The 14,684-nt window shown below is 69.9% G+C and carries 16 protein-coding genes; 12 read left to right on the top strand and 4 right to left on the bottom strand.

The annotated features are described in order from the left end of the window. Positions 1 to 97 precede the first annotated feature (97 nt). The 7 genes from ACTJKK_RS00820 to ACTJKK_RS00790 are packed head-to-tail and all read left to right on the top strand — an operon-like array spanning position 98 to position 7,368. The gene (locus ACTJKK_RS00820) at positions 98 to 814 is read left to right on the top strand and encodes an NUDIX hydrolase (RefSeq protein ID WP_336640693.1); all 717 of its coding nucleotides are present in this window, start codon (positions 98 to 100) and stop codon (positions 812 to 814) included. Then, complete coding sequence (gene nadA / locus ACTJKK_RS00815) at positions 811 to 2,148, top strand: quinolinate synthase NadA (RefSeq protein ID WP_247955850.1); 1,338 nt, start codon at positions 811 to 813, stop codon at positions 2,146 to 2,148. Before ACTJKK_RS00820 ends, nadA begins: the two co-directional genes overlap by 4 nt. Further along, the gene (gene nadB / locus ACTJKK_RS00810; RefSeq protein ID WP_440746669.1) at positions 2,145 to 3,617 is read left to right on the top strand and encodes an L-aspartate oxidase; all 1,473 of its coding nucleotides are present in this window, start codon (positions 2,145 to 2,147) and stop codon (positions 3,615 to 3,617) included. Before nadA ends, nadB begins: the two co-directional genes overlap by 4 nt. Further along, on the top strand, positions 3,617 to 4,468 hold the full coding sequence (nadC, locus tag ACTJKK_RS00805; RefSeq protein WP_440746668.1) for a carboxylating nicotinate-nucleotide diphosphorylase: 852 nt from the start codon (positions 3,617 to 3,619) through the stop codon (positions 4,466 to 4,468). The genes nadB and nadC overlap by 1 nt, the downstream gene beginning before the upstream one ends. A gap of 5 nt (positions 4,469 to 4,473) precedes the next feature. Then, positions 4,474 to 5,610, top strand: a complete 1,137-nt coding sequence (locus ACTJKK_RS00800) for a cysteine desulfurase family protein (RefSeq protein WP_440746667.1) — start codon at positions 4,474 to 4,476, stop codon at positions 5,608 to 5,610. 23 nt (positions 5,611 to 5,633) lie between these two features. Next, entirely contained in the window at positions 5,634 to 6,581 is a 948-nt protein-coding gene (locus ACTJKK_RS00795; protein WP_440746666.1) for a glycosyltransferase family 2 protein, read from the top strand. 16 nt (positions 6,582 to 6,597) lie between these two features. After that, positions 6,598 to 7,368, top strand: coding sequence for an SDR family NAD(P)-dependent oxidoreductase (locus ACTJKK_RS00790; protein ID WP_440746665.1), 771 nt, complete (start codon positions 6,598 to 6,600; stop codon positions 7,366 to 7,368). A 21-nt stretch (positions 7,369 to 7,389) separates the two neighbouring features. Here ACTJKK_RS00790 and ACTJKK_RS00785 read toward each other — a convergent pair whose 3' ends face one another. After that, a complete protein-coding gene (locus ACTJKK_RS00785; RefSeq protein ID WP_440747195.1) occupies positions 7,390 to 9,459 on the bottom strand; it encodes an ABC transporter ATP-binding protein in 2,070 nt (689 codons plus the stop codon). Positions 9,460 to 9,625: 166 nt separating this feature from the next. On the opposite strand from ACTJKK_RS00785, the gene ACTJKK_RS00780 reads away from it, so the two are divergent. After that, positions 9,626 to 11,104, top strand: coding sequence for an MDR family MFS transporter (locus tag ACTJKK_RS00780; RefSeq protein WP_440746664.1), 1,479 nt, complete (start codon positions 9,626 to 9,628; stop codon positions 11,102 to 11,104). A 23-nt stretch (positions 11,105 to 11,127) separates the two neighbouring features. On the opposite strand, the gene ACTJKK_RS00775 is transcribed toward ACTJKK_RS00780, so the two are convergent. Continuing rightward, the gene (locus tag ACTJKK_RS00775; RefSeq protein WP_440746663.1) at positions 11,128 to 11,277 is read right to left on the bottom strand and encodes a hypothetical protein; all 150 of its coding nucleotides are present in this window, start codon (positions 11,275 to 11,277) and stop codon (positions 11,128 to 11,130) included. Positions 11,278 to 11,387: 110 nt separating this feature from the next. Between ACTJKK_RS00775 and ACTJKK_RS00770 the strand changes: the two genes are divergently transcribed. After that, positions 11,388 to 11,993, top strand: a complete 606-nt coding sequence (locus tag ACTJKK_RS00770; protein ID WP_440746662.1) for a carboxymuconolactone decarboxylase family protein — start codon at positions 11,388 to 11,390, stop codon at positions 11,991 to 11,993. Positions 11,994 to 12,015: 22 nt separating this feature from the next. Continuing rightward, on the top strand, positions 12,016 to 12,606 hold the full coding sequence (locus ACTJKK_RS00765) for a 1-acyl-sn-glycerol-3-phosphate acyltransferase (RefSeq protein ID WP_247632593.1): 591 nt from the start codon (positions 12,016 to 12,018) through the stop codon (positions 12,604 to 12,606). A gap of 4 nt (positions 12,607 to 12,610) precedes the next feature. Here ACTJKK_RS00765 and ACTJKK_RS00760 read toward each other — a convergent pair whose 3' ends face one another. Then, entirely contained in the window at positions 12,611 to 12,817 is a 207-nt protein-coding gene (locus tag ACTJKK_RS00760) for a hypothetical protein (RefSeq protein ID WP_440746661.1), read from the bottom strand. A gap of 66 nt (positions 12,818 to 12,883) precedes the next feature. Here ACTJKK_RS00760 and ACTJKK_RS00755 point away from each other — a divergent pair, with 66 nt between their 5' ends. Next, positions 12,884 to 13,396 (top strand): DUF6328 family protein, encoded by a 513-nt coding sequence (locus ACTJKK_RS00755; RefSeq protein WP_440746660.1) that lies wholly within the window; start codon positions 12,884 to 12,886, stop codon positions 13,394 to 13,396. Between the two features lie 57 nt (positions 13,397 to 13,453). On the opposite strand, the gene ACTJKK_RS00750 is transcribed toward ACTJKK_RS00755, so the two are convergent. Then, on the bottom strand, positions 13,454 to 14,008 hold the full coding sequence (locus tag ACTJKK_RS00750) for a Dps family protein (protein ID WP_440746659.1): 555 nt from the start codon (positions 14,006 to 14,008) through the stop codon (positions 13,454 to 13,456). 90 nt (positions 14,009 to 14,098) lie between these two features. Between ACTJKK_RS00750 and ACTJKK_RS00745 the strand changes: the two genes are divergently transcribed. Then, on the top strand, positions 14,099 to 14,605 hold the full coding sequence (locus ACTJKK_RS00745; RefSeq protein WP_247632596.1) for a GNAT family N-acetyltransferase: 507 nt from the start codon (positions 14,099 to 14,101) through the stop codon (positions 14,603 to 14,605). Positions 14,606 to 14,684 lie beyond the last annotated feature (79 nt).

Genomic DNA, 14,684 nt, shown 5'->3' with positions numbered 1-14,684 from the left:
CCGTCACATAACGTTTCGGACTCGACGCCGCGGAGCGTCATCCACTCGCACTAAATGTCTCGATGACACTAAGATCGAGACGGAGGTTAAGGTAACTATGACTCGAACTGACGGCATCCGCGTCGCGGGGTCCACCGTGATCCTGACGCTGCGCCCGTCGGCGCCGGGCACTCCCGCGCTCGCGCTACCCCTCGTGCGACGCACGCGCGAACCCTTCGCCGACCGCTGGGCACTGCCCGGCGGGTGGATCGCCCCCGACGAATCCCCGATCGACACCGCCGCGCGCACGCTCGCCGAGACGACGGGTCTCACCCCGTCGTATCTCGAGCAGCTGTACGCCTTCGGCGCCGTCGACCGCTCCCCCACGCGCGTGATCTCGATCGTGTACTGGGCGCTCCTGCGTCAGGACGAGGTCCTCGCGCAGAGCGCCGCGCACCGGGCATCCGGGCGCGCGCCCGAGAACGTCGAATGGTTCGACGTCGATGCGCTCCCCGAACTCGCCTTCGATCACGCCGACATCATCGAGTACGCCCTGTGGCGCCTGCGCAGCAAGGTCGGCTACAGCCGCGTGGCGCACGGCTTCCTCCCCTCCGAGTTCACGCTCGCCGACCTGCGCGAGGCCTACGAGGCGATCCTCGGCCGGCAACTCGATCCCGCCAACTTCCGGCGTCAGGTCGAGGCGACGGGCAACCTCATCCCCACCGACCGCTTCCGCACCGGCAGCCACCGTCCCGCCCGCCTGTACCGCGACAACACCGACGTCGAACTGGCCGCCCGCGGCCCCCTCGGTCCCGAAGAAACGAGCATCCGATGAGCATCACCTTCGTCCCCGCACCCGCCGTCCCGCCGCGAGACGGCTCGGTCGATCACGCGATCCAGGCGATCGTCACCGGCGCGTCCGTCGACGAGACCTGTACCACCGACCTCGCCGTCGGCCCCTGGGACTTCGACACCCGCCCCGGGTACGGACCTGGCTCGTCGATGGGCGACGTGATCCCGACCGGAGCTCCGCGTCAGGGAGAGCTCCCCGTCGCCTACCGCGAGGCGGACGAGGCCGAGCTCGATGAGCGCATCCGCGCCGCCAAGCAGACGCTCGGCGACCGCGTGGTCGTGCTCGGACACTTCTACCAGCGCGAGGAGGTCGTGCGCCACGCCGACTACGTGGGCGACTCCTTCCAGCTCGCGACGGCGGCCAAGGGCCGGCCGGATGCCGAGGCGATCGTTTTCTGTGGCGTGCACTTCATGGCCGAGACCGCCGACCTGCTCTCGGGCCCCGACCAGGCCGTGATCCTCCCGAACCTCGCGGCCGGCTGCTCGATGGCCGACATGGCCGACATCGATCAGGTCGAGGAGTGCTGGGAGCAGCTCGAAGACGTGCTCGGCGATCTCGACGCGACCGACGAGGACGGACGCGTGCCGGTCATCCCGGTCACCTACATGAACTCCTCCGCTGCGATCAAGGGATTCGTGGGTCGGCACGGCGGCATCGTCTGCACGTCGTCCAATGCGCAGACCGTGCTCGAGTGGGCGTTCGAGCGCGGACGCCGTGTGCTGTTCTTCCCCGACCAGCACCTCGGCCGCAACACCGCCAAGGCGATGGGAGTGCCGCTCGAGCAGATGCCGATGTGGAACCCGCGCAAGCCCCTCGGCGGGTCGAGCGCCGAGGTCCTCGAGGACTCCCGGGTGATCCTGTGGCACGGCTTCTGCTCGGTGCACCGCCGGTTCACGGTCGGGCAGATCGAGCAGGCGCGCGCCGAGCACCCGGGCGTGCGGGTGATCGTGCATCCGGAGTGCCCGATGGAGGTCGTGGATGCGGCCGACGAGGCGGGATCGACCGATTACATCCGACGCGCGATCGATGGGGCGACCGAACCCACGACGTTCGCGATCGGCACCGAGATCAACCTCGTCAAGCGACTGGCCGCACAGTATCCGCAGCACGAGATCTTCTGCCTCGACCCGGTCGTGTGCCCGTGCTCGACGATGTACCGCATCCACCCCGGCTACCTCGCCTGGGTGCTCGAGGAGCTCGTCGCAGGCCGCACTCCGAACCGGATCACCGTCACGTCCGACGTCGCCGACCCCGCGCGCGTCTCCTTGGAGCGGATGCTCGCCGCGAAGCCGCCGGTGGTTGCGAGCGCGCGATGAACGTCATCGTGGTGGGCTCGGGCGTCGCGGGCCTCACCGCGGCCCTGCACGCGCACGAGGCGGGTCACACCGTCACGGTGGTGACGAAGGGCACGCTCGGCGACGGATGCACGGGGTATGCGCAGGGCGGAGTCGCGGGTGTCTACGGGGCGGGCGACTCGGCTGCCCTGCACGCCGCCGACACGATGACCGCGGGAGCCGGTCTGTCGGACGAGGCGGCGGTCGGGGTGCTCGTCGCGGACGGCGCCGCTCGGATCGCCGAGCTGATCGCCCGCGGAGCAGCCTTCGACCGCTCCCCCGACGGCGCGCTCCTGCTCGGTCGCGAAGCCGCGCACAGCCACGCGCGCATCGTGCACGCGGGCGGCGACGCCACCGGCGCCGAGATCGCCCGTGCCCTCACCGCCGCCGTGCGCGGAACCGGGATGGCGGTCGTCGAGCACGCGTTCCTCGTCGACCTGATCGTCGACGGGGCTGCCGTGCGCGGCATCCGTCTGCTGCGCGACGGGCGGTCGGACGAGTTCGACGCGGATGCCGTCGTGCTCGCGACCGGAGGCGCCGGGCACCTCTACGCGCACACCACGAATCCCGACGGCACGACCGGTGACGGCATCGCCGCCGCCCTGCGCGCGGGCGTGGCGGTCGCCGACCTCGAGTTCGTGCAGTTCCACCCGACGATCCTCGACGCGCAGCCCGCCTTCCTGATCTCCGAGGCCGTCCGGGGCGAGGGGGCGACACTGATCGACGACACGGGTCGCCGCTTCACGTTCGACAGCCACCCCGACGGTGAACTCGCACCTCGCGATGTCGTGTCGCGGGCCATCGCGCGTCAGGCCGCCCGGCAGGGTTCGCCCGTTCGTCTCGACGCCACGATGCTCGGCGCCCCGACCCTGGCTCGGCGCTTCCCGACGATCGACCGCGTCACCCGCGAGCGCGGCTTCGATTGGGCGCGCGAGCCGATCCCCGTGACGCCGGCGGCGCACTACCTGATGGGCGGGATCGCGACCGATCTCGACGGTCGTACGACCATGCCCGGTCTCTTCGCCGTGGGCGAGGCCGCGCGCACCGGCGTGCACGGCGCGAACCGCCTCGCCTCGAACTCGCTGCTCGAGGGCGCCGTCTTCGGGGCCCGCGCCGCTGCGGCGATCGGAGCGCCCTGGCCTCGGCCGCAGGCGCCGGGGCCGCACGCGATCGTCGAAAACGCGGCGACGCCGATCTCCTCGCCGTTCTCGCGCGACGCCCTCCAGCGACTGATGTGGGACGAGGTGGGGCTGCTGCGCACGGACGACGGACTGCGACTCGCGCTCGCGACCATCCGCGCCTGGCGCGCCGCGCTCCCCACCCCGATCGACGTCGCCGCGCACGAGGACGCGAATCTGCTGGTGCTCGCCGAGGCGACGGCATCCGCTGCGCTCCTGCGCACCGCGTCCGTCGGCGCCCATTTCCGCGAACCCGCCCTGATCGGAGTCTGATGCTCACCGCCGCCACCCTCACTCGTGTCGTCGCCGCCGCCCTCGAGGAGGACGCTCCGTGGGGCGACCTGACGAGTGAAGCGCTGATCCCCGCCGATGCGACCGCCACCGCGGATCTCGTCACGCGCGAGCCCGGCGTGTTCAGCGGCGGCACCGTCTTCACTGCCGCCTTCGCCCTCACCGACCCCGACGTGACCGTCGACCTGCACGTCGGTGACGGCGATGCGTTCGAGACCGGCGACGTGCTCGCCTCCGTATCGGGCTCGGCGCGCAGCATCCTCACCGCCGAGCGCGTTGCACTGAACTTCACCCAGCGCATGAGCGGCATCGCGACGGTCACCGCAGAGTACGTCCGAGCGGTCGCGCAGACGCCCGTTCGGATCGCCGACACCCGCAAGACGACACCCGGCCTGCGCGCCTTCGAGCGCCATGCCGTCGCCTGCGGCGGCGGCAGCAACCACCGGCACTCCCTGTCGGATGCCGTGATGGCGAAGGACAACCATCTCGCCGTCCTCACCCGTTCCGGCGTCGATACCGCCACGGCGCTGCGCGCCGCGATCGCGCGCCTTCCGCACACCGCGCACGTCGTGGTCGAGGTGGATCGCCTCGACCAGATCCCCGCCGTGCTCGAGGGAGGGGCGCACACCGTGCTGCTCGACAATTTCACCCTCGACGACCTCCGCGCGGGCGTCACCATGATCGACGGGCGCGCCACGGTCGAGGCGTCCGGAGGCGTGAATCTCGACACGGTCGCCGCGATCGCCTCGACCGGAGTCGACGTCATCTCGGTCGGTGCGCTCACGCACTCCGCTCGCGCACTCGACCTCGGCCTGGATCTGCGGATCGGCTGACGCGGGTGCTCTACCTCGATCACGCCGCGACCTCGCCGGTGCGCCCGGAGGTGCTCGAGGCGATGCGGCCGTATCTCACCGACGTCTTCGGCAACCCCTCGAGCCACCACACCGTGGGCGAGGCCGCGGCGAGCGCACTCGACGACGCGCGACGTCGTGTCGCCCGGGCGCTCGGCATGCGTGCCGGTGACGTGGTGTTCACCTCGGGCGGCACCGAGGCGAACAACCTCGCGGTCAAGGGCATCACGCTCGGCGCCCTCGCGAGAGGCAAGCGCCATCTGATCGTCTCGCCGATCGAACACGAGTCGATCCTCGAGTCCGCGGACTTCGTGCGCCGTTTCCACGACATCGAGGTGTCGCTCCTGCCCGTCGACGGATGCGGAAGGATCGCGGCATCCGACCTGCAGGCGCTCCTGCGCGACGACACGGCACTCGTGAGCGTCGGCCATGCGAACAACGAGATCGGCACGGTGCAGGATGCCGTGTCGCTCGCCGATCTCGCCCGGGATGCCGGGGTGCCCCTGCATCTCGACGCCGTGCAGTCCGCCGGGTGGCTGCCCCTCGACGGACTGGGTGCGGATGCCGTCTCGATCGCCGGGCACAAGCTCGGCGCCCCGAAGGGAACCGGCGCTCTCGCCGTGCGCGGGCGCGTTCCGCTCGAACCCCTGCTGCACGGCGGCGGGCAGGAGCGCGGGCGTCGGTCGGGAACCGAGAACGTCGCGGGAGCGGTGGCGCTGGCCACGGCTCTCGACCTGGCCGAGGTCGAACGGGTGGATGTCGCCACGCGGGTCGGACGGGCGACGGCTCGTTTCATCTCCGCGGTCCTGACGGCGGTGCCACAGGCGGCGCTCACGGGAGACCCTGCGCAGCGGCTCCCCGGAACCGCGAGCTTCACGTTCGCCGGCACGAGCGGGGAATCGGTGCTGCTCGAACTCGAGCGACGCGGGGTGGTCTCGTCGAGCGGCTCGGCGTGCGCGGCGGGCAGCGATGAGCCCTCCCCCGTCCTGCTGGCGTGCGGAATCGACCCCGCGATCGCGCAGACCTCGGTGCGCTTCACCTTCGGTCGCGGAGCGCTCCCCGACGACGCCCCCGAGCACCTCGCCCGGCTGGTCGCGGAGTCGGTGCGCGCCGTCCTCGCCTGACCCCGCGGCCATACAATCAGGGGGTGAGCGCACCCGACCCGATCGTGACGATGATCGTCCCCGGGCGGGACATCGCCGCCTTCGCCCCTGCCGCGATCGACTCTCTACGCGCGCAGACCGAGCCGCGCTGGCGGGCGATCCTCGTCGACGACGGTTCGACCGACGCCACCGATGATGTGTTCCGGGCGGCCGCGGCCGACGATCCGCGCTTCCGCCTGCTCCGCCGCGACGAGGCTCACGGTCTCGGTGCCGCGCGGAACGCTGGACTCGAGCTCGTCGACACGCCCCTCCTCGGATTCCTCGATGCCGATGACGAACTCACCCCGACCGCGCTCGCCCGCCTCACCGGCACGCTCGCCGAGAGCGGCAGCGACTTCGTGGCGGGAGCGTACGTGCGCACGCGCACGCGCGGCGACTCCTACGTGGCCGGCCGCGTGCAGCCCTGGGTAGCCGCGGCCACGGACCCGCAGCGCCTCGGCACGACGATCCTCGACCACCCGGCCGCATCGGCGAACATCGTGGCCTGGTCGAAGATCAGCCGCACCGACTTCTGGGCAGACCTGCGCTTCCCCGAAGGAGTCGCCTACGAGGATCAGGTCGTGGCGCAGCTGATGTACACCCAGGCGACCGCCTTCGACGTGATCCCCGATGTGGTCGCGCACTGGCGGGTCCGAGCCGACGGCACCTCGATCACGCAGGGCAAGGCTCGGCTCCCCGTGCTGCTGGACTACCTCGCGGCGTTGCGCGGCGGCATCCGCGTGCTGCAGGATGCCGGAGCGCACGACGCCGTCGCCGCCCGTCTTTCGCTCATCGTCGCGATGGATCTGCCCCCGCTCCACGAGATCGCCCGCACGCACCTCGACCCCGCCTACGCAGCGGCGGTCTCGGAGTTCGTCACCGAGATCGAGGCGCTTCCCGAGTTCGCCCACGCCTCCCCCGACCACTCGCTCACGGCCGCCCTCAGCTGGTGACGCACCCGGAGACCCCATGACCTACCTCGACAGCCTCTTCTCGCTCAACGGACGCACGGCGATCGTCACGGGCGGCAGTTCCGGGATCGGGCGCGGGATAGCGACCGCCCTCGCCGGAGCGGGTGCGTCCACCGTGATCGTCGCCCGCGGCGCCGAACGCATCGCCGAGACCGTCCACGCGCTGCGCGATGCCGGCGGGACCGCGGAGGGAGTGATCGGGGACCTCAGCTCCCGCACCGGCATCCGCGCCGCCGCCGAAGACGCGGCACGACCCTTCGGTGAGCCCGACATCGTCGTGCACTCCGCCGGGATCAACATCCGCCCGCCCTTCGCCGAGATCACGGAGGAGGACTGGGACGCGACCATGACCGTCAATGCGCTCGCGCCCTTCCTGCTCGGACGGCGCTTCGCGCCCGGAATGGCGGAGCGCGGCTATGGGCGCCTCATCCACATCAGCTCGCAGCAGGCGCACCGCGCCTTCGCCACGAGCGGCATCTACGGAGCATCCAAGGGTGCCGTCGAGTCCCTCATGCGCTCCGAGGCCGAGGCCTGGGGCGGCACCGGGGTGACGAGCAACACGCTCGTTCCCGGCTTCGTCCTGACACCGCTCAACGCCCGGCTGCAGCAGGATCCGCAGGCTGTCGCGAGTCTCGCCGCGCGCACGATGATCGGGCGGAACGGACTGCCCGAGGACTTCGCGGGTGCGGCGGTCTTCCTCGCCGGCGCAGGCTCGGCCTACGTGACCGGGCACTCGCTCTTCGTCGACGGCGGCCTCTCGGCGCACTGATCACGATCCGGTCGCGGCCGTTCACTCCTGCGGCGGGTAGACCCGATCGTCCGTCGCGGCATCCAGGAGCGGCACGGCGGCCGTCAGCGGGACGGATGCCGTCAGCGTCTCGACCGCGTCTGCCGACACGGAGTCTTCCGGAGCGCGATCGGCCCGGCGGTCGCGCAGTGCGCCGGCCACTCCGCCCGAAACGCTCATCTCGACGGCCGCCTCGGTCGCGAGCACACGGGACGCGGCCACCTGCTGGGCGGCGAGCTCGGCGTAGAGCCCATCGTGCGCGAGCAGCTCGGCGTGGGTACCGGACTCGACGATGCGCCCCGCCTCGAGCACGTGGATCACGTCGGCGCCCATCACGGTCGAGAGTCGATGTGCGATCGAGATCGTCGTCCGGCCCTTCGCGGCCTCGTCGAGCGCCTCCTGCACGACGCGCTCCGACACCGTGTCGAGGGCCGACGTCGCCTCGTCGAGCAGCAGTACGGGAGGGTCTTTCAGCAGCACGCGCGCAATGGCGATGCGTTGCTTCTCGCCGCCGGACAGACGGTATCCGCGCTCGCCCACCACGGTGTCGTAGCCGTTCTCGAACCCCGAGATGATGTGGTGGATGTTCGCCGCCGTGGTCGCTTCGATCAGCTCCTCCTCGCTCGCGTCGGGCTTGGCGTACAGCAGGTTCTCGCGGATGGTCGCGTGGAAGAGGTAGGTCTCCTGCGACACGATGCCCACGTCGTCGATGATCGATTCCTGCGTGAGCGTGCGCACGTCGGCGCCGGCGAAGAGCACGGCTCCGCCGCGGGCCTCGTACAGGCGGGGAGCGAGGTAGAGCACCGTGGTCTTTCCCGCTCCGGACGGACCGACGAACGCCACGTGCTGGCCGGGCTCCGCGACGAACGAGACCCCGTCGAGGGTGGGCCGGGCGTCATCGGGCGCATCGGGATAGCGGAAGACGACCTCGCGGAACTCGACGCGTCCTCGCGGCCCCGGAGCATCCGCCACCGAGATCGCATCGGGGGCGTCCTCGATCTCGGGGACCAGGTCGAGGTACTCGAAGATGCGCGCGAACAGGGCCGAAGAGGTCTGCAGATCGAGCGAGACGCGCATCAGGCCCATGAGCGGCTGCAGAAGCCGCGCCTGCACCGTGGTGAAGGCGACGACGGTGCCGGCGGTGATCGCGCCGGTCCCTCCCGCGATGAGGTAGCCCGAGACCAGGTAGATGATCGCGGGAACGCTCGCCATGATGACCTGCACCACCGCGAAGAAGCCCTGGCCGCTCATCGCCCGGCGCACCTGCAGGTGCACCTGGTTGCGGTTCTCGGCCTGGTAGCGCTGCGACTCCGCGCGCTGCCGGTTGAACGCCTTCGACAGCAGCATGCCCGACACGCTCAGGGTCTCCTGCGTGATCGAGGTGAGCTCCGACAGGGACTCCTGGGTCTCGCCCGCGATCCGCGCACGCACCTGCCCGACCCGGCGTTGCACGATGATCAGGAACGGCATGAGGATGATCGCGATGAGGGTCAGACGCCAGTCGATCAGGATCATCGCCACGAGCGAGGCGATCACGGTGACTGCATTGCCGAGGATGCTCGTGACGGTGTTCGTCAGCACGCCGGAGACGCCACCGACGTCGTTCTGCAGGCGCGACTGGATCACACCGGTCTTGGTGCGGGTGAAGAACCCCAGCTCCATCGCCTGGAGGTGCTCGAACAGGCGCACCCGCAGATCCCCGGTGACGCTGTTGCCGACGGTCGAGGTGAGCCACGTCTGCGCGACGCCGAGCGCCGCGGACCCGAGGAAGAGCCCCATCATGGCGACCACGAGCCAGACCAGGAGCTCGAGGTGCGGACCGCCGCCGTCGACGGGGAAGAGCGCGTCGTCGAACACGCGCTGCACGATCAGCGGCGGGATCACGGCGATGCCCGCGCCCAGCACGACGAGGATGCCGGTCACGACGATCCGCCACTTGTAGGGGCGGAAGAGCGTCACCACTCGGGCTCCGAGGCCGCTGATGCGCGGAGCCTCGGCGTTCAGCCGGCGCTGCGCATCTTCGTCGACACCGCGGAAGCCCCCGGGATGCCTCCCACCCATTCCGCCGCCCATGCTCATGAGGTCAGCGTAGCCAGCGGTGGGGACATCGGGGTCGCGGCGTCCGCCCTCAGCAGATATATCGTCCGCTCGGAATGAAATGTCCGATCCTGTGGTTACGCTGAATGATCCTGGCGCACTCGCGCACCGTTCTCTCTCTTTCCTGTGCCCTGGAGGCCGTATGTCTGCCGTCGACACCGGGTCGATCCCGACCACCGCTCCCGCCGACGGGACGATCGCGCGTTCCGACATGCGGGTGATCTGGCTGCTCCTGGTCGCCGCGTTCGTGGCGATCCTCAACGAGACCACCATGGGGATCGCGATCCCCCACCTCAACACCGACCTCGGCATCCCGCCCGAGCTCGGTCAGTGGCTCACCAGCGCCTTCATGCTCACCATGGCCGTCGTGATCCCGACGACCGGGTTCATCCTGCAGCGCTTCACGACGCGTCAGGTGTTCATCGCCGCGATGATCTCCTTCTCGCTCGGCACCCTGGTGTCGCTGATCGCCCCCGGTTTCGCCGTGCTGCTCGTCGGCCGCGTGATCCAGGCCGTCGGCACGGGAATCATGATGCCGCTGCTCATGACGACGATCATGAACGTCGTGCCCCCGCAGTCGCGCGGGCGCATGATGGGTCGCGTCGGCATGGTGATCTCCCTCGCTCCCGCGACGGGCCCCGTGCTCGCGGGCGCCGTGCTCGAGGTGTTCAACTGGCGCGCGCTGTTCGCGATCATCCTCCCGATCGCCCTGATCGCCCTCGCCATGGGCATCCGCTGGATGACGAACCTCGGCGAGACGCGCCGTATGCCCCTCGACGTGGTCTCCATCCCGCTCGCCGCTCTCGGCTTCGGTGGAATCGTGTTCGGCATCAGCCAGCTCGGCGGCGAGGGCGCCGGAGCCGGTGCGACAACGGGCGTCATCGCGCTTGTCGTGGGCGTCGTCTCGCTCGGGCTGTTCGTCTGGCGTCAGCTCGTGCTCCAGCGCGTCGACGACGCGCTGCTCGACCTGCGCGTCTTCCGTTCGACGAACTTCACCTTCTCGGTGATCATCATGTCGATCCTCGCGCTGTCGATGTTCGGAACGCTCACGCTGCTCCCGCAGTACCTGCAGAACGTCGTCGGACTCGAGTCCTTCTCCGCGGGCCTCATCCTGCTCCCCGGTTCGGTGCTGATGGGTCTGCTCGGCCCGATCATGGGTCGCGTGTACGACGCACGCGGCACGCGCCCGCTGCTGATCCCCGGCACGATCCTGGTCTCTGCCGCGCTGTTCTTCTACTCGACCGTCAGCGAGCACACCGAGTGGTGGGTGCTGGTGATCGTGCAGGCCGTGATGTCGGTCGGCCTCGCGATGTCGTTCACGCCTCTGTTCTCGGCATCGCTCGGTTCACTGCAGCGTTCGCTCTACTCGCACGGCTCGGCCGTGCTCAACACCATGCAGCAGGTTGCGGGGGCGGCCGGTGTCGCGGTGCTGCTCGTCTCCTACTCGGCGATCCTGCACTCGGGCGAGGAGCAGGGTCTCTCGACCGCACTGGCCGGTGCACCGGGCGCGCGCACGGCGTTCCTGATCGCGGCCATCATCTCGCTCGCGGCCGTGGCGCTGAGCCCGTTCGTCCGGAAGCCGGCCGACGACGCCGGCGGAGAGTTCCACGGCGGACACTGACGCCGCATGGCGGCGTCTGGCGCTTATCCCGCCTTCTTCGGAGCGGGGAAGTGGCAGACGCCGCCGCTGCAGAGGCCCGCGGCTTCCCCGTCGAGAAGGTCGAGGGTTCCGGGCAGAGGTGCCAGCCCGAGGGCGGCGTCCTGCTCGGTGGTGTCTCCCTGCTGATCGGTCATCCCTCGATCGTACGCCTGTCCCGAGGCAGCGGCGTCGATCCGGGTGTTGCGTCGCGCCCGCGCGGCGTAACGTTCGCTGTGGACACGAGAGTCGAGGCGAAGGAGCAGCGATGATCATCACTCCCCCGGATGCGGCATCCGTCGCGGGGCACGCCGCCGAGATGTACGCCGACGACATCGCCGAAGACGGATTCGTCTACGTCCACACCCAGGCGATGGCGATCAATCCCGAGGCGCACGCCGCCTTCGAAGAGCTGATACGGGCCGTCGTGCCGTCGATCGGCGTGCGGGTCTACGAGGCTGCGACCCTCGGCGCCGCACGCGCGATCGGTTCGACGCACTGTCTGCTGGCGCACGGTCGACGTGCTCTCGCCGTCGGGGTGCTCGATGAGGCCGGCCTGGCGGCGTTCACGGCTCACGACGATCGCGGATTCGGCCCGGCCGAGCAGGCGGTCGTGCGCTATTCGGCCCGCCTGTCGACCACACCCCGGGCGATGACGGATGCCGATTCCCAGGAGCTGCGCGATCTCGGGTTCACCGATCGGCAGATCGTCGACATCTCGCTCGCAGCGTCACTTCGCAACTATTTCAGCCGCGCACTGCAGGCCCTCGCGGTGCCCGTCGACGCCGTGCCGGGGCTTCCCCCGGGTACGGCGGCCGCTCTCATCCGCCTCGCCGGCGACTCCGAGGCATCCTCGTCGCCAGCGGACGGATAGCCGCTCCCCCTACGGTGGAGAGATGATCACGCGTTCGATAGCCCGCCTCTTCTGGGCCCTCAGCCGTTGGACGCTCGTCGGGCACGACGCCGTCCCCACGCGGCCCACGATCCTCATCGGAGCACCTCACACCTCGAACTGGGACTTCGTCCTCATGCTCGCGATCGCCTGGCGGCTCGGGATCGACGTGCACTGGCTCGGCAAGAAGAGCCTTTTTCGCGGCTGGAAAGGCCCGATCATGAGACGACTCGGCGGTGTCCCCGTCGATCGCGAGAACCCGGGGCGCGTCGTGTCCGACGTCGTCGGCCAGGTGCATGCGGGCGAGGTCTTCGGTCTCGTCATCACCCCGGACGGCACGCGCGGGGGCAACGACTTCTGGAAGTCGGGTTTCTACCGCATCGCGACCGAGACCGGGATGCCGCTGACACTCGGTTTCGTCGACCGAACGACCATGACGACGGGGCTCGGTCCGACGATCGAGGTCACCGGCGACGTGCGCTCCGACATGGACCGCATCCGCGCCTTCTACGCCGACAAGGCGGGCGTGCGCCCCGAACGCCGCACCGAACCGCGCCTGCGCGAGGAGCAGCCGACCGATACGCCCATCGGCTGAGGAATCACTGCTCGGATTCCTCGACCTCGGCGCGCGCATAGTCGAGATCCTCGTCCGACAACGTCTCCTGCATGCCGACCACCGCACCGGTGATCTCGCGGATCTCCTCGCGCACGGCGTCGGTGAGGTGAGGGAGTTCACCGTCGAGGAGGGTGCGTCGCGCGTCGATGGAGAGCTGCGGCCACCAGTCGCGGATCGGTGGAAGAGTCATGCGGTCATTCTCCCCTTCGGGTCACACGTCTGGACAGGCATCCGACCCAGTCGACAGACTGAGTCCATGAGTGCTGCGTCCGAGTTCGACGACCGTGCCGATGGTCGCGACGAGACCCCCAACGAGCGGGCTGATCGCAACTGGGACGAGCTGCTGCAGGAACTCCGGGTGATGCAGACCGGCACGCAGATCCTCACGGGCTTCCTGCTCGCCGTCGCCTTCCAGCCGCGCTTCACCGACATGGACGAGCTGCAGCGCGATCTGTACGTCGTGCTGGTGGCACTGGCCGCGGTCGCCACGATCCTCGCCCTCGCGCCGGTGGGGATGCACCGCGCTTTCTTCGGCCGACGGCGCAAACCCGAACTCGTGCACATCGCCGCGCGCATCGTGAAGATCGACCTCCTCGTCATCGGAGCGCTGACGATCGGGGTGACCACTCTCATCGTCGACTTCACCGTGAATCGCACCGCGGGTCTCATCGCCCTCGTCGCCGCGGTCGTCGCGGTCGGTGCCCTGTGGATCGTTCTCCCGCGCATCATCCGCAACTCGGTGCGGCCGGGCGACAGCCCGAAGGACTGACCCGACCGCACCCCGACGCGCCGCTCCCCTGACGCGCGGCCGTGCGGATCGCTCCCTTCAGCGCCCCGCAGGCTCTCGGTTCTCCGCACTCACCATCCAGGCGAACTGCTCGAGGCGTTCGATGATGGCGTGGAGAAGATCTGCGGAGGTCGGGTCCTCGTCGTCGACGGCATCGTGCACATCGCGCAGCGTGCCGACCGTGGCCTCGAGGCGCTCGGTGATGAGGTCGACCGTCTCGGTGGTCGACACCTCTCCCGCCGGGAACTCCGGGAGCGAGGTCGCTGCGGCGATCGTGGCGCTCCGGCCGTCCGGCACGGCGTGCAGTGCACGCATGCGCTCGGCGATCGTGTCGCTGAATGCTCGGGCGTCGTCGATGATCTCGTCGAGCTGGCGGTGCATGTCGCGGAAGTTCCGACCGACGACGTTCCAGTGCGCCTGCTTCCCCTGCAGGGAGAGTTCGAGCAGATCGACGAGCACGGCCTGCAGATTCGCCGCCAGCGTCGACGAGGCGGTGAAGCCCTTCTCCGCGTTCTGGGTGCGCGTCGTCTTCGCGCCGCGCTTACTCGTGCCGGTCTTCTTCGCGGCCGACGTGGACGTGGTCTTGTTTGCCATTTTCTGACCTCCTGCAGGCGAACATATCGTTCACCATCCGCCTTTCCGAGGGGGTTGACACCCCGGCACGGCAACACCGAACGTAGGCAGGTGACCGCACGAGAGAAGACATCGCAGAATCATCCGCACGAGGGCCCGACCCTCGAGATCTCCCCTCTTCGGGAGGAGGACGCCGGTGAAGTGCTCACGATTCAGCGCGCCGCGTTCGTCTCGGAGGCGCAGATCTACGGCAGCGCCGACATGCCGCCGCTGACGCAGACCCTCGACGAAATGCGCGCGGAACTCGCCGCGGGCGAGGGTTTCGCCGCCCGTCTCGACGGTCGGGTGGTCGGTGCGATCCGCTTCCGAGACGGCACCGACCTCCTCCTGATCGGACGGATCGCGATCGCCCCCGATATGCAGGGGGAGGGAATCGGACGGGCGCTCCTGGAAGCAGCCGAGCAGGCATCGGCGGCCCCGGAGGCCGAACTGTTCACCGGCAGCCTGAGCGAGGCGAACATCCGCCTGTACGAGGCGTGCGGCTACGTGGAGAGTGAGAGGATCCCCGACGGGGACGGGACCGAGCAGGTGTTCCTGCGAAAGCTGTTGCCCAGGTGAGAGGTTCCTCCGAACCGGCGCGTCGAGGTTGAAAGCGCGTCCCCGTTTCGGCATCGTGGCCCGGACACGTCGCGACCGC

The sequence above is a fragment of the Microbacterium sp. 22179 genome, assembly GCF_052045715.1.
GTDB lineage: Bacteria > Actinomycetota > Actinomycetes > Actinomycetales > Microbacteriaceae > Microbacterium > Microbacterium galbinum.
This window is presented reverse-complemented; position numbering and strand designations above follow the sequence as displayed.